This window comes from Cupriavidus taiwanensis (genome assembly GCF_900250075.1).
In the GTDB taxonomy this organism is placed as follows: Bacteria; Pseudomonadota; Gammaproteobacteria; order Burkholderiales; family Burkholderiaceae; genus Cupriavidus; species Cupriavidus taiwanensis_C.
Genome location: NZ_LT977070.1, coordinates 938,494 through 952,350 on the forward strand (window position 1 = coordinate 938,494; position 13,857 = coordinate 952,350).

Annotated in this window: 10 protein-coding genes; 5 read left to right on the forward strand and 5 right to left on the reverse strand. The window is 64.2% G+C overall.

The genetic code is table 11. From position 1 onward, the window contains the following. Positions 1-2: 2 nt before the first annotated feature. From CBM2588_RS04405 to CBM2588_RS04425, 5 genes are all read right to left on the reverse strand, one after another. The gene (locus CBM2588_RS04405) at positions 3-1,073 is read right to left on the reverse strand and encodes an ImpA family type VI secretion system protein (RefSeq protein ID WP_231942096.1); all 1,071 of its coding nucleotides are present in this window, start codon (positions 1,071-1,073) and stop codon (positions 3-5) included. Next, a complete protein-coding gene (gene tssG / locus CBM2588_RS04410; protein WP_231942158.1) occupies positions 1,070-2,065 on the reverse strand; it encodes a type VI secretion system baseplate subunit TssG in 996 nt (331 codons plus the stop codon). The genes CBM2588_RS04405 and tssG overlap by 4 nt, the downstream gene beginning before the upstream one ends. A gap of 44 nt (positions 2,066-2,109) precedes the next feature. Next, the gene (gene tssF / locus CBM2588_RS04415; protein WP_115679526.1) at positions 2,110-3,990 is read right to left on the reverse strand and encodes a type VI secretion system baseplate subunit TssF; all 1,881 of its coding nucleotides are present in this window, start codon (positions 3,988-3,990) and stop codon (positions 2,110-2,112) included. Between the two features lie 4 nt (positions 3,991-3,994). After that, positions 3,995-4,516, reverse strand: coding sequence for a type VI secretion system baseplate subunit TssE (gene tssE / locus CBM2588_RS04420; RefSeq protein WP_115679527.1), 522 nt, complete (start codon positions 4,514-4,516; stop codon positions 3,995-3,997). A gap of 89 nt (positions 4,517-4,605) precedes the next feature. Further along, positions 4,606-5,214, reverse strand: a complete 609-nt coding sequence (locus CBM2588_RS04425) for a TagK domain-containing protein (protein ID WP_115679528.1) — start codon at positions 5,212-5,214, stop codon at positions 4,606-4,608. Positions 5,215-5,671: 457 nt separating this feature from the next. Here CBM2588_RS04425 and tssH point away from each other — a divergent pair, with 457 nt between their 5' ends. The 5 genes from tssH to CBM2588_RS04450 all read left to right on the forward strand — a co-directional run bounded on the left by tssH (position 5,672) and on the right by CBM2588_RS04450 (position 13,851). Next, positions 5,672-8,386 (forward strand): type VI secretion system ATPase TssH, encoded by a 2,715-nt coding sequence (gene tssH / locus CBM2588_RS04430; protein WP_115679529.1) that lies wholly within the window; start codon positions 5,672-5,674, stop codon positions 8,384-8,386. A gap of 39 nt (positions 8,387-8,425) precedes the next feature. Further along, entirely contained in the window at positions 8,426-8,959 is a 534-nt protein-coding gene (gene tssB / locus CBM2588_RS04435; RefSeq protein ID WP_115679530.1) for a type VI secretion system contractile sheath small subunit, read from the forward strand. Positions 8,960-9,008: 49 nt separating this feature from the next. Beyond that, positions 9,009-10,502, forward strand: coding sequence for a type VI secretion system contractile sheath large subunit (gene tssC, locus CBM2588_RS04440; protein ID WP_115679531.1), 1,494 nt, complete (start codon positions 9,009-9,011; stop codon positions 10,500-10,502). 126 nt (positions 10,503-10,628) lie between these two features. Next, positions 10,629-11,114 (forward strand): Hcp family type VI secretion system effector, encoded by a 486-nt coding sequence (locus tag CBM2588_RS04445; protein WP_115679532.1) that lies wholly within the window; start codon positions 10,629-10,631, stop codon positions 11,112-11,114. Positions 11,115-11,244: 130 nt separating this feature from the next. Next, entirely contained in the window at positions 11,245-13,851 is a 2,607-nt protein-coding gene (locus CBM2588_RS04450) for a type VI secretion system Vgr family protein (RefSeq protein WP_115679533.1), read from the forward strand. Positions 13,852-13,857: the final 6 nt, after the last annotated feature.

The following is a 13,857-nucleotide window of genomic DNA, read 5'->3' on the forward strand; positions in this document are numbered from 1 at the left end:
CGCTATATGTCCTGCGTCCAGCGCGCCACCAGATCGGCGGGAATCGCCTGGAACACCTCATCGAAGCGCTTGCCGGCCAGCCGTTCCGCCTGCCTGAGCAGCAGTGCCACGGGACTGCTGGGCTCGTGGAGCTCGAACCATTGGCGCGCGGAGCGGATGCCGGCCAGTGCGGCATCGCGTTCGCGCGGTTTGCAGGGGCCTGCGTGCACAGCGTCTGCCGCAGGGAAAGCGCCACCGGCAGTCTCATCACAGGAAGGCAAAGCGGCTGCCAAGTCGGGCCGTGGCGCGGCCGTTGGTGCCGCGACGGAAGGTGCAGGGGCGGGCGCGGCGGTGGTGGTCATCATGCCAAGCAGCTTGAGCAGCGGGCTCAAGTCGGGGGCGTCCTCCCGCAGGTTGGCTTTTGCCCAACCGTCAATGGCCGTTGCCTCGCCCACGGCCTGGTCCAGTGCCGCGAGGGCGGGACTGTTGTGCCGGCGCAGATCCTGCATTTGCAGCCGAACCGATTCCGGTGCCAGCGCGTCCGCGGGGCGCGGTACGCCGAGCGAGCGCTCGACATCCCGGATCTGCAGCCGCAGCGCCGCGTTGCCCGTGATCGTCAGTTCCCGCACTTCCCGCATCAGCCCTTCCGGGTCGGTCAACGCGGCCAGTGCATTGGCGCGCATCGCGGGATCGGCCTCGCCATCAACGAACAACTGCGGATGGATCTCATCCGGCCATTTCGCCAGCAGGCGCGCCATGGTCGCGAGTCCGTCGCGCAGGCCGCTTGCCATGCCTAGCCGGGTACGGCAGCGCAGCCACAGCACCAGGATGCGGAGGTCGCGCGTGCGCAGCAGCAGGCGCCGGCAGTCGCGCTCCAGATCCGCCCAGTTGACGGCTTCGGGCTCGCTGACGAAGTTGCCGTACTGCGCCTCCGCCTTCGGTGCCGCCCTGGCCATCAGCAGCACGAACTCAGGGTCGTACTCCAGGTCGTCGCCGCATGGCCGCTCGCGTGCGACCGGCTCCAGCAGTTCGGGGAAGGGCAGGTCGGGGCCTGGCACCGAGGCGGCCTTGGTCTTAGTGTTCCTGGTCATCATGTTGCGTAGTGTTCGGGCTCGAATACCATCCCGGTGATGGCGCGGCTGCGATCCGGTTCGCCCAGCCAGGTAGACCAGCCCAGGCGTTCCGGCGCGCCGAGAACCGCGGCAGGGGCCGAATCCGGGATCACCTGCAACTCGGCTTCCCACACGAACTCGAAGCCGACGAAGGCGCGCACCCATTCGATGAGCGTCGGAAGATCCCTGCCGTCGGGCGTAAAGTTCAGGTACTGTTGCAGCCCGAGTGGACCGATCACCAGGCGGAACTTGTGTTGGCGGTCCGGCACCATTTCGCCCAGCATGGCGCCCAGCCCCATGACGCCTGCGGTGCCCGCGTGCCCCAGGCGGCAGTGCTCGGCCGGATCGATGGCTATCCAGTGCAATACGTACTCTTCAAGCCTGACCGGCACCCCAAAAAAGTCTGAGAGCGTGGCCGCAATGCCGTCGGGGTTGCGCGCTTCGCGCACCTGGTGTGCGCTCGCAGCGAGCCGGGCGTGAGGCGGCAGCGCGCTGTGCGCAATTTCTTCGGTCTCGTTCCCCGCCAGCCAGCCGATATAGCGGGAGAACACCTCATCGTCGCGCCGGTCGAGGCCAGCGGCGGCTTGCGCGCCTGCCCACGCGTGATAGAACTGAATGAAGGCGCGATGGTGAAACAGGTCCAGAAAGTCCGCGGTGGCGCTGTCCCGGTGGGCCTCGCTGCGCTCGCGTACGATTTCCGTCAGGTGGATCGGCAGCGGCCCGTTGGGCCCCAGCATGCCCAAGCCAAACAACTGCACCTTGAACCGGCCGGACAGCAGCTGTACCCGTGCGATCTCACGAGGCGCGAAGGTGAGCGCGGCCTGCTGGCCGGCCCGGAAGGGCTCGTCGCATGGCAGGCTGGCCCGCCCGATCGGGGGCAATGCAGGGTGGGTGGCGGACAAATGCCGCAGGAGGCCCAGAAAACTCAGCTTCCATGGTGCCTGGCCGGCATAGTGTTCCGGTGCGGCCGCCATCAGGGGCGCGGGCGGCGCATTGTCGCGGTTGTCCTTGAACATGGTTACACGGCGCCGCGGCCGCCCATGCGCACGGGCCAACGATGCACCAGGCCACGTTGCATGGAGTGCAGTTCGGTTTGGGTGAAGACATTGACCGAGACGTGGCGCGCCAGAAAATGCTCCAGCACTACGCCGAACAGGTATGGGCTGATGCCGGAGAAGCCGCCTTCGTCCACGGTGAGCTGGCACTGGATACCGCGGCCGTAGATCAAGGGGCCATCGCCGGGGAGCCGGCGCATGACCGGCTTCACGTTCGCGCCGATCAGGCTCTGAATCTGCCCCTGGTGCGCGAGGTCGTCGTTCGCCACGAACAGCCGCAGCATGTCGCGCAGGCCCTGGCCGCCTGAGCGATGCTCCAGATCGGTCAGGGACAAGTAGTTGAAGCCCAGCAACCGTATCAACCGCCAGGCCATTTCGCCGTCGGCGTACGGTGGCCGGGGCGCCGACGGCGGCCGAATCAGACCGATGCCATCCACGGGGATGGAAGCGGCAGGGGTCAGGTCGTGCCGGCCATTGCGCGGTACCAGATTGGGCAAGTCGCGATTGGTGACCAGTGACTCCACCGACAGGTAGCGCAAGGCATCCGGGTAAGGAGCCTCATTCTGGTCCACCAGCGATACGAACAGCTCGGTGCCGACGTATGCCGTGCGCGTGCCGTACTTGCGTGCCTGCTCGGAGATCAGCCGACGCTCACGCCGCAGGGAAAAGTACCGGCCGTGATTGCCCTCGTCACTGTTCAGCGTGGCAAAGAGCGGCTGGAAATCGAGTCCTGCACTGTGCTGGGACTTCTGTCCGGAAAGCTGCCTGACGGCATAGATCTCGTAGTCCAGTGGATGCTGGCGATCGGCAACCAGATGAAACTCGGCGCGCCCAGGCGTGACCTCGATGCGATCGGTGCGCTTTGGAAACAGATTGACCACCGGTGTGCAATACAGCGCGAATTGTCCGCGGTCGACCTTGCCGGTCAGATCCCGGGGCGGCTTTGACAGCAGAACCACGATCTCGGCTTCCTTGCCGCGGATCCGGCTCAGGCCCTGGGCGAGCTTGTTGAGGCCGAAGAAATAGAAGCGTTGCGGGCAAGCGAAGTACTCATGCAACAGGTTGTGCCCGTGGAAGCTGTTCCACTGCAAAGGCAGCGCGCCTTCGCCCGGTCCCATTCCCACGTAACTGACCGCATCCTGCGCCACTGCGCAGGGGCGTTCGCTCATGGTCCCGGGCTCTCCGATCAGCGTCGCCACGCCGGCGCTGTGCAACAGTTCGAACAGTTGTGAGGCGATCAGGTCGTCGCCGCGCAGATAGACCGGCAGGTGGTCCAGGCCGGGCAGCTGGTCGAAGCTGGCGTCTCGCGTACAGCGCAGGCGCAAGCGCAGGGCCCCCTGGACCGTCACATGGGCGGGCACATAGCGCTCCGGACCCCTGACATCGGGCGGAATGCCGGTGAGCCGCGCTTCGGTGATCTCAACCGGCCACAGTATCAACGGCTGCGTGGTCCTGAACTGGCAGGCCGTTTTCTCTCCAGGCGCCGCCGCCGCGTTGACCTCCGTGCCGCGCGGAACCTCCACGCCATGCGCAAAATCGCCCTCGCTCTGGCTGGGACGGAACTGCGCGACCGCTATCGATGGCGTCGGCGCCACATAGTTGGGGTAGATCACCTCCAGCAGACGCTGCGTGAAGCGCGGAAACTCTGCGTCCAGCTTGATCTCGGTACGCGCTGACAGGAAGCAGAACGCCTCGATCAGGCGCTCCACGTAGGGGTCGGCCACCTCGATGCCCTGCATGCCCAGCCGTCTTGCAACCTTCGGGTGCTGTTTGGCGAATTCACCGGCCAGCTCGCGCATGTAGACGAGCTCGCGATTGTAGTAATCGAGCAGTTGCGGATCCATGGCGTCAGCTGGCGTGGATTGATTGGACACTCATCCGGCTAGTCTCCAGGTCGAGCGAGCTTTGGGCGGTGAACGCCATCGGATACGGATTCATATGGATCAGGCCTTTGATCTCGAACACCAGGGTGTTGTAGCGTCGTGGCGCATCTTCTTTCAGCAGCGGCTTCACTTCCAGCGAGCCGGGGATGAGCCGGGGTTCGAAGTCCAGGATCGCACGCCTGACGATGGTGACGATATCGCTCCACTTGTGTTCGGCCAGATAACTGCCGGCGACCGGGGACACGCCGTAGTTGATGGTCGATGCGGCAGCAGCGGGATAGCGCTTGCGATCGAATTCATCCTCGCGATTGGTGGTGTTGAGCAGATAGGTGAGGTCGCGCTGGATGATCTCGCGCACCTGGGCACGCGTGACGGTGTATTCGTCCGCGCTTTCCTTCTGTCGCTGGGGCGCGTCGTCGCGCAGCCGGTCCAGCAACGTCGGCAGCAGCTGCGAATGCGGGCGGCGCGGCGGGCGGTGTTCAGCCATGCTCCGTGTCCAGGGTGAGCGTTGTCACATCCAGCATGGCGACATCCCCTGTGTCTGTCATCCAGAAAGCCTGACGAGGGGAGTGCGATTCAAGCGTCATGGTCAGGATCAGGCTTCAGCGCCGGCGCGGGACGGAAAGCGCTGTCGATCGAGACCAGATGGTGTTCGCGACGGGTAAGCTGGGCCGTGACATCGCGGCGCCGCGTGGGCGCGATGTCGCCAGCGAACTGCCACAGCACGTCCGGCGCAGCCGGCGTTGCAAAGAGTTCGTGCTCGTCCAGGGACTCCCGGGAGCCGATCAGCGAATCAATATGATCAGCCGTGTCCAGCATGTCCATCAAGCTATCGGCATGGTTCGCTTCCTGCGCGAGCGTTTGCAGCGGCTTCGGGTTGCCCTCCGCCGGGATCCGAGCGGTCGACGTTGCGTTGGCGTTGGCATAGGCACTGACGTAGTTCGGGTCCCGTAGCGCCACCTCGGCCTCGCGTTTGAGCTGATCGAGCACGTCGGCCGGGTCAGGGGCAGCCGCCGCCGCCGTCGTTTTCCCCGCACCCCCGGCTGGCTTCACCAGCGAGAAGGGATCGGCACCGTCTGGCTGCGACCCGCCAAGCGCGTCCCAAGGCCAGGGTGTATTGCCGCCGCCACCGAGTCCTACGTTGACGCCGTGGATTACTGCAGTGCGGATCTGCCAGTCGCTCATTGGCCCAGCCACCTGAGGTTATTGGTTTTCGAAAGTGTCCGATGATAATCGCAAATCCGGGCGTAACGAATTCTAAATCGAATGGAATTTTCCTATTAAATATCATGAAAATCACAACTAAAAATTGGTTCCAGAAATTTAAGGGTGATCCTATGTACATCGGATAAATATGATGCATGTCGCGTGAATGAATTATCATAAATTGTAATATTCCATGCGGACAGGGGTTTGGGTCATTGTCGGCGCGAAGAAATTGTGATAACCGCGCGACGATGTGAATAATTCATTAAAAATCAATGGGTTGAATAACTTTATGGTGCCGCCGAGCCGGAGGGTTTATCGCGGATGAGGAGTTTGCCGGCGTATTGTTTTGGCCATATCCTGAAAAAAGCCGATAAAAAACCTCTGTGCAATGGCAGCCCTCTCATTCAAGGGTGGCGAACGGTAAAGGCATCGAATGGATATTTCGCGTCAGGCGTTATTTGGCCGACTCAATCTCACGCTATTCAAGGCAATCGAAAGTGCGACGGCCTTTTGCAAGCTCCGCGGCAACCCATACGTGGAGCTTGTGCATTGGCTCCACCAACTGCTGCAAGCCCCGGATGGCGACCTGCAGCGGCTGCTGCGCCATGCCGGTGCCGACCTGTCCGTGCTGGACGCCGACCTGACCCGCGCGCTGGCCGCGTTGCCGGCCGGCGCCACCTCGATCAGCGACTTCTCGTTCCAGCTCGAGTCGGCGATCGAGCGGGCCTGGGTTTATGCGACGCTTGCTTTTTCCGATGACCGCGTCCGCGGCGCCTACCTGCTCGCTGCGCTGCTCAAGACGCCGGAGTTGCGCCGTACGGTGCTGGGCATCTCAAACCAGTTCGCGAAACTGCGGCCCGATGACCTGGTGGACACGGCACCGGCGCTCATCGCCCAATCGCCCGAGAGCCGTGAAGCGGCCTATGACGGCAGTGGTCTGGTATCCGCCACACCGGGTGAGACCAGTGGCGCGATGGCATCTGCCAGCGAGGGCAAGTCCGCCCTGGGCAGGTACTGTCGCGACCTGACCGAGGAGGCTCGCGCGGGCCGGCTGGATCCGGTGATCGGCCGCGAGCATGAGATCCGTACCATGACGGACATCCTGCTGCGCCGCCGTCAGAACAATCCGCTTCTGACCGGTGAAGCCGGTGTCGGCAAGACCGCCGTCATCGAGGGGCTGGCACAGGCAGTTGCCGCGGGTGAGGTGCCGCCCAGCCTGAAGGACATCAGGCTGCTGAGCCTCGACGTGGGTGCGCTGCTGGCGGGCGCCAGCATGAAGGGCGAGTTCGAGGCGCGGCTGAAGGGCGTGCTCGAGGAAGCCGCCAAATCCGCGGCGCCCGTGATCCTGTTCGTCGACGAAGTCCACACGCTGGTTGGCGCCGGTGGCCAGGCGGGCACCGGCGATGCCGCGAACCTGCTCAAACCGGCGCTGGCGCGTGGGGTACTGCGCACGATCGGCGCCACCACCTGGAGCGAATACAAGCGCCACATCGAGAAGGACCCGGCGCTTGCCCGCCGCTTCCAGGTCCTGCAGGTCATGGAACCGGACGAAGCCACGGCCGTCGCCATGGTGCGGGGCGTGGTCCGGACGTTCGAGGCGCATCACCGGGTACTGATCCGCGACGAGGCGGTGCGCGCCGCCGTCAGGCTATCGCATCGCTTTATCCCGTCGCGGCAGTTGCCCGACAAGGCGATCAGCCTGCTCGACACCGCCTGTGCACGCGTAGCGCTGTCATTGCATGCACCGCCGGCAGAAGTCGAACATCTCCGCCATGAACTCGCCGCGGCCGACGCCGAGTGCATGCTATTGGCCCGGGAAGCCGGCCTTGGCCGGCCGGACGCTGCGCGGATCGAGCCCGCCCGAGCTCGGCGCGAGCAGCGCGAAGCCGACCTGGCTTTGGCCACGGCGCGCTGGGACCGGGTGCGCGGTCTGGCAGCCGACCTGGTCACCCGCCGACACGCACTGGTGCAGTCCGCGACGGATGAATCGACGCTCGCGGCCCCGGCGCAACGCATCCTGGCTGAGCTCGAGGACCAACTTCATGCCGCGCAGGCTGATGCGCCGCTGGTGTACACGGAAGTGGATGAACGCGTGGTCGCTGCAATCGTCGCCGACTGGACCGGTATCCCGGTTGGGCGCATGGTCGCGGACGAGGTGGCGACCGTGATGCAGTTGCCGCAGATACTTGGCGAACGCGTGATCGGGCAAGGCCATGCGCTGCTCCAGCTCGGGGAGCGCGTCACGACCGCTCGCGCACAACTGGCTGACCCCGACAAACCAGTTGGGGTCTTCCTGCTGGCAGGGCCGTCGGGCGTCGGCAAGACCGAGACTGCGCTGGCACTCGCCGACACCCTGTACGGCGGCGAGCAGAACCTGATCACCATCAACCTCTCTGAATTCCAGGAGCCGCATACCGTCTCGACGCTCAAGGGCGCGCCGCCGGGCTATGTCGGCTACGGCGAAGGGGGCGTACTGACCGAAGCGGTACGCCGCCGGCCTTACAGCGTGGTGTTGCTCGACGAGGTCGAGAAGGCCCATGCAGATATCCACGAAGTCTTCTACCAGGTCTTCGACAAGGGCTACATGGAGGATGGCGAGGGGCGCCATATCGACTTCAGAAACACCATCCTGCTGCTCACCAGCAATGCCGGTTCCGAACTGCTGGCGAATCTCTGTGAGGATCCGGCGCTGATGCCGGAGCCCGCCGCACTGCGCGACGCACTGATGCCAGAGCTGCGCAAGGTGTTTCCGGCGGCGTTCCTTGGGCGGCTGGTAGTCGTGCCATATCTGCCGCTGGCGGCCGACAACCTTGGCCGCATCGTGCGCCTGCATCTCGATCGCGTGGTGGCGCGCATGCAGCATCAGCACGGCATTGTGCTGACTTACGACGACCCGGTGGTCGAGTTCATCGTGGCGCGCTGTCCGGTCGGCGAGACCGGCGCCCGGCAGCTGATCGGCTTCATTGAGCAGGTCATCCAGCCGCAATTGGCGCGCCTGTGGCTGGCGGCCCTGTCCGAGAAGCGCCAGCTCGCGACGATCGCGATCCGCGTTGCCGACAGCGCTCCTGCCGGGCTCGCCTACCTCACCGAATCCCGCGCTGGCCACGATGCCGTTGTGCCGGAGTGTCCCGAGGCCGGATCGGCTTGACGCCGACCGGCATGTCCATGTAACCCGCAGGGGAGATCTATGTCTGTTGTGAACAGTTCGCAGAAATTCATCGCGCGCAACCGCGCGCCGCGCGTGCAGATCGAGTACGACGTCGAAGTTTATGGCTCGGAGAAACGTATCGAGCTGCCCTTCGTGATGGGCGTGCTGGCCGACCTGTCGGGCAAGCCGGCCGAGCCGCTGCCGGGGGTTGCCGATCGCAAGTTCCTTGAGATCGATATCGACAACTTCGACGAGCGCATGAAGGCCATGAAGCCGCGCGTGGCGTTTGCGGTGCCCAATACGCTCTCCGGCGAGGGCCAACTCATGGTCGACATGACATTCGAGAGCATCGAAGATTTTTCGCCCGCGGCGGTAGCCGGAAAGGTCGATGCCCTCAGGCAATTGCTCGAAGCGCGCACCCAGCTCGCCAACCTGCAGACCTACATGGATGGAAAGTCGGGCGCCGAGTCGCTGATCAACCAGTTGCTGCAGGATCCCGCGCTGCTGCAGTCGCTCGCCAAGGCGCCCAAGCCCAAGGCCGGCGACGACGAACCTCAGTCGCCGCAGTCCTGAATGGATCGGCTGCTTGCCTACCTGAACCACCTCATCGAGCAAGGATTCCATGGCCTCCGCCCAACAAGCACAACAGCAAGCGCTCGCGAGCGCTGACCATTCCGACTTCGCCGCGCTGATCAGCCGCGAATTTTCGCCCAAGACCGACCAGGCCCGCGAGGCTGTGGATCTCGCCGTCAAGACCCTGGCCGAGCAGGCGCTCGCCAGCTCGTTCACCATCAGCGATGATGCATACAAGAGCATCGAAGCCATCATCGGCGCCATCGACAAGAAGCTCTCCGAGCAGATCAACCTGATCCTGCACCATGAGGACTTCCAGAAGCTGGAGTCCGCCTGGCGCGGCCTGCACCACCTGGTCTCAAACACCGAAACCGACGACAAGCTGCGCATCCGCATGATGGACGTGTCCAAGGAAGAGCTGCGCCGGACCCTGCGCCGCTACAAGGGCATCGGCTGGGACCAAAGCCCGTTCTTCAAGCGCGTCTATGAAGAAGAGTACGGACAGCTTGGCGGCGAGCCATACGGCTGCCTGGTGGCCGACTACTACTTCGACCACACGCCGCCCGACGTCGAACTCCTGGGCTCGCTCGCCAAGATCTCGGCAGCGGCTCACGCCCCGTTCATTGCCGGCGCCTCGCCATCTGTGCTGCAGATGGATTCGTGGCAAGAACTGGCCAATCCGCGCGATCTGTCCAAGATATTCCAGAACCTGGAATACGCGCCGTGGAACAGCCTGCGCAACTCGGAAGATGCCCGCTATGTCGGCCTCGCCATGCCGCGTTTCCTGTCGCGCCTTCCCTACGGCATCAAGACCAATCCGGTCGATGAATTCGACTTCGAGGAAGACACCGACGGTGCGGATCACCGCAAGTACGTGTGGAGCAATGCCGCCTACGCCATGGCGGTCAACATCAACCGCTCGTTCAAGCTCTATGGCTGGTGCACGCTGATCCGAGGCGTCGAAAGCGGCGGCGTGGTGGAGAACCTGCCGTGCCACACCTTCCCGACCGACGATGGTGGCATCGACATAAAGTGCCCGACCGAAATCGCCATCTCGGACCGCCGTGAAGCCGAACTGTCGAAGAACGGATTTATCTCGCTGGTGCACCGCAAGAACACCGACTACGCAGCTTTTATCGGTGCCCAGTCGATGCAGAAGCCGGCCGAGTACTACGACGCCGATGCGACCGCCAACGCCAACCTGTCGGCACGCCTGCCGTATCTGTTCGCCTGCTCTCGCTTTGCCCATTACCTGAAGTGCATCGTGCGCGACAAGATCGGCGCCTTCAAGGAGCGCGAGGACATGCAGCGCTGGCTCAACGAATGGATCATGAACTACGTTGATGCCGACCCGGCCAACTCGTCGCAAGAGACCAAGGCACGCCGGCCGCTGGCGGCAGCCGAGGTGGTCGTCGAGGAAATGGAAGGCAACCCCGGCTACTACAGCGCCAAGTTCTTCCTGCGTCCGCACTTCCAGCTCGAGGGGCTGACGGTCTCGCTGCGGCTGGTGGCGCGCCTGCCGTCGGTCAAGGACGCCGCCTGAGCGTCGCTCACGCGTTCAAACGTACCGGTAGTTCCACGCCGAGGTGTCGCGCCCCAGACCTGATTGGGGCGTGGCACTGGCGGTGGCTCTTGTCTGCAGTTCCGTCTTAACGTCAAGGAGTTTGCAATGGCACAGGACATTTTCCTGAAGATCAACGGCATCGATGGCGAGTCGCAGGATTCGTCGCACAAGAACGAGGTCGAAGTACTGGCCTGGGACTGGAGCATCGAGCAACAGTCCACCATGCACGCGGGCAGCGGCGGCGGCGCCGGCAAGGCGACCGTGTCGGACGTGTCCTTCGAGCACTTCATCGATCGCGCTTCGCCCAACCTGATGAAGTACTGCCTGACCGGCAAGCACATCAACGAGGCGGTGCTGGTGGTGCGCAAGGCTGGCGGCAACCCGCTCGAATACCTGAAGCTCACCATGACCGACGTGATCGTCACCAGGGTGAGCCCGAAGGGCTCGGTGGATGACGAAGTGCGCATGCGCGAGACGGTGGCGCTGTCGTTTTCCAGGGTGAAGCAGGAGTATGTGGTGCAGAACGCCCAGGGCGGCAGCGGTGGCGCGGTGACCGCGGGGTACGACATCAAGGGCAACAAGGAAGCCTGATCGTCATGACCAGCCTCGCTCGCTACAGGTGCTGGAGCTGGCGAGGCCGAGGAGCCTGGCGCCGACCGAGTGCGGAAGCCATGCGGATGACAACGGCCCGACTCCGATCGGCCGTTAAAGAGATGACCTCATGAGTGCGCTAAACCATCTGAAGAACCTGGCCGTTGGGCGGAATCGCACCGTCAGCGTCTCCAGCGCGGCGATTCCCGACCTGTTGGGGCAGCCCCAACTGGAATTCGTGCGGCTCTCAGGCCATGAGGGATTGAGCGAACTCTTCACCTACACGGTAGACCTGCGTGCGGTCTCGCCTGCCGCGGAACAATATCTTGCCGAGGCAGATCCCGATGCGATGATCGGCCGCGAGATGACCGTCACCATCCAGCTCGATGGCATGGGCACCTGCCTGCTGGGTGGGGTGGGGACTGGGCATCGCGAGATCACCGGCGTCATTTCCGACATCGAGCATGTCGGCGGCGTTGCGGAGAATCGCATATACCGGTTCACGCTACGCCCCTGGCTGTGGCTCGCGACGCAGACGTCGGACTTCAAGCCCTTCCAGAAGAAGACGGTGATTGAGATTCTTGACGAGGTGCTTGCGGACTACCCGTTCTCGGTGGAGAAGCGCCTCGACACCTCGGTGTACCCGAAGCTCGCCTGGGAGGTGCAGCATGGCGAGACCGATGCGCGTTTCATCCAGCGCCTGACCGAGGAGTATGGCATTACATACTTCTTCGAGCATGACGGCGGACACCATCGGCTGATCCTGGCCGCCGAATCGGGGGCGTATCGCCCGTTCCCGAGCGAGGCCTATCGCACGCTGCCGCTCTATCCGCGTGGCTTCAGGATCGACCAGGAGCATCTGGTCCGCTTCGATCCGGTCAACCGGCTGCGCACGGGCAAGGTGACGCTGAACGACTACGATCCGCGCAAGCCGCGCGCGGACCTGACCACCGACAACAGCCAGCCGCGCGACACCAGCTTTGCCGATTTTGAACGCTACGAATACCCGGGCGACTACATCGACCCGGCGGTGGGCGAGATGCGCGCGCGGATTCGTATGGAAGAGCGCCGCTCACGCGGCCGGCGCGCACGTGGCGCGGGTGCGCTGCGCGGGGTGGCGGCGGGCTGCACCTACCTGGTGAGCAATCACGGCAACCCGGCGATGAACCGCGAGTATCTGGTGACCGGTGCGACGCTGGACCTGGAGGATGTCGGCGGCGAATCCGGCAGCGGGCAACAGTTCTCGTTCCGCGTTGCCTTTGAAGCGCACCCCACTGATGAAGTCTTTCGCCCCCCGCGCACGGTCGGCAAGCCATACGTGGCCGGCGTGCAGCGGGCGGTGGTGACCGGTCCGAAGAACCAGGAGATCTGGTGCAACGATCACGGCAACGTGGTCATCCAATTCGAATGGGACCGCTACGGGAAGTACGACGAGAACTCGTCGCCATGGATTCGGGTGGTCAACGGCTGGTCGGGCGACCAGTTCGGCGCGATGCATATTCCGCGGATCGGGCAGGAGGTCATCGTTGCGTTCATCAACGGCGATCCGGACTGTCCGGTGATTGTCGGGCGGGCGCCGAACCAGCTCAATCTGCCGCCGTGGGCGCTGCCGGGGCAGCATGCCTTGTCGGGGATCCGCAGCAAGGAGCTGTTTGGCGGGCGCCACAACCACCTGTTGATGGACGACACGCAGGACCAGATCCAGGCGCAGCTGTCCTCGGACCACCAGGCATCGCAACTGAACCTGGGCTATCTGACCGGGGTGCCGGACCACGTCGGCCGCAAGGACCGGCGCGGCGAGGGCTTTGATTTGCGTACCGATGGGCAGGGTGCGATACGCGGTGCGAAGGGGTTGTTCGTCACGGCCGAAGGGCAGGTCGGCGCCATGGGCGGGCACCTGTCGCGCGACGAGTTTATCCGCTGCATGGAGGCGGCGCTGGAGGCGGCGAAGTCGTTGGGCGACTATGGCCATGCCCATGAAGGGCTGGCTGCTGATACGGACCCGCAGGCCGAACTCGTGCGGGCAGTGAGGGAGTGGGACGCTGGCGCCAACAACCATCCGGACGCGCCGGGCCAGGGCGGCCAGCCGTTGCTCGGCGCGTATGCGCCGGCGGGCATGGCGCTGGCGACGCCCAAGATATTGACGACGTATGCCGGCAAGCATATCGACACCGTCTCACGGTTGAACCAGCAGATGACCGCAGGGCAGCAGTTCGTTGTCAATGCGGGGCAGGGAATCGGGTTCTTTGCACACAGCGGTGAGCTGCGCGGCATCGCGCATCAGGGCAATCTGGTTCTGCAGGCGCAGAAATCCAGCATCGAAGCGAATGCCAGGCAGAACGTCGTGGTGACCGCAACCGACGGCAACATCGTTCTCAATGCGGGCAAGAGCCTGAGCCTGATGGCAGCGGACGGCGCCGGCATCCGCATCGGCGGAGGCAAGGTGGAAACCTATGGTCCTGGCGGGATCCTGCTGCATACGTCGGATTTCGACATCGTGGGGCCGTCCAGCCTGAGCGGACCGTTGCCGCAGTTTAGCCAGGGTGACGCGGGCCGGAAATTCCTGCTGAAGGTCGGCGAGCTTGACCGACCGGTCGCCAACGCCCCCTACCAGATCGTCAAGGCAGACGGCAGTGTGGTGGAAGGTGTAACCAATGCTGCTGGCGAAACCGCGCAGTCGGCTTCGAATCTGATCGAGGCGGTGAGCGTAAAGATATTTGCGCCCAAGCTGTACTGAGCCTGC

Bases quoted from the DNA above. Each gene is read 5' to 3' on its own strand.
- CBM2588_RS04405 (WP_231942096.1), bottom strand. From the start codon at position 1,073: ATGATGACCAGGAACACTAAGACCAAGGCCGCCTCGGTGCCAGGCCCC.
- tssG (WP_231942158.1), bottom strand. From the start codon at position 2,065: ATGGCGGCCGCACCGGAACACTATGCCGGCCAGGCACCATGGAAGCTG.
- tssF (WP_115679526.1), bottom strand. From the start codon at position 3,990: ATGGATCCGCAACTGCTCGATTACTACAATCGCGAGCTCGTCTACATG.
- tssE (WP_115679527.1), bottom strand. From the start codon at position 4,516: ATGGCTGAACACCGCCCGCCGCGCCGCCCGCATTCGCAGCTGCTGCCG.
- CBM2588_RS04425 (WP_115679528.1), bottom strand. From the start codon at position 5,214: ATGAGCGACTGGCAGATCCGCACTGCAGTAATCCACGGCGTCAACGTA.
- tssH (WP_115679529.1), top strand. From the start codon at position 5,672: ATGGATATTTCGCGTCAGGCGTTATTTGGCCGACTCAATCTCACGCTA.
- tssB (WP_115679530.1), top strand. From the start codon at position 8,426: ATGTCTGTTGTGAACAGTTCGCAGAAATTCATCGCGCGCAACCGCGCG.
- tssC (WP_115679531.1), top strand. From the start codon at position 9,009: ATGGCCTCCGCCCAACAAGCACAACAGCAAGCGCTCGCGAGCGCTGAC.
- CBM2588_RS04445 (WP_115679532.1), top strand. From the start codon at position 10,629: ATGGCACAGGACATTTTCCTGAAGATCAACGGCATCGATGGCGAGTCG.
- CBM2588_RS04450 (WP_115679533.1), top strand. From the start codon at position 11,245: ATGAGTGCGCTAAACCATCTGAAGAACCTGGCCGTTGGGCGGAATCGC.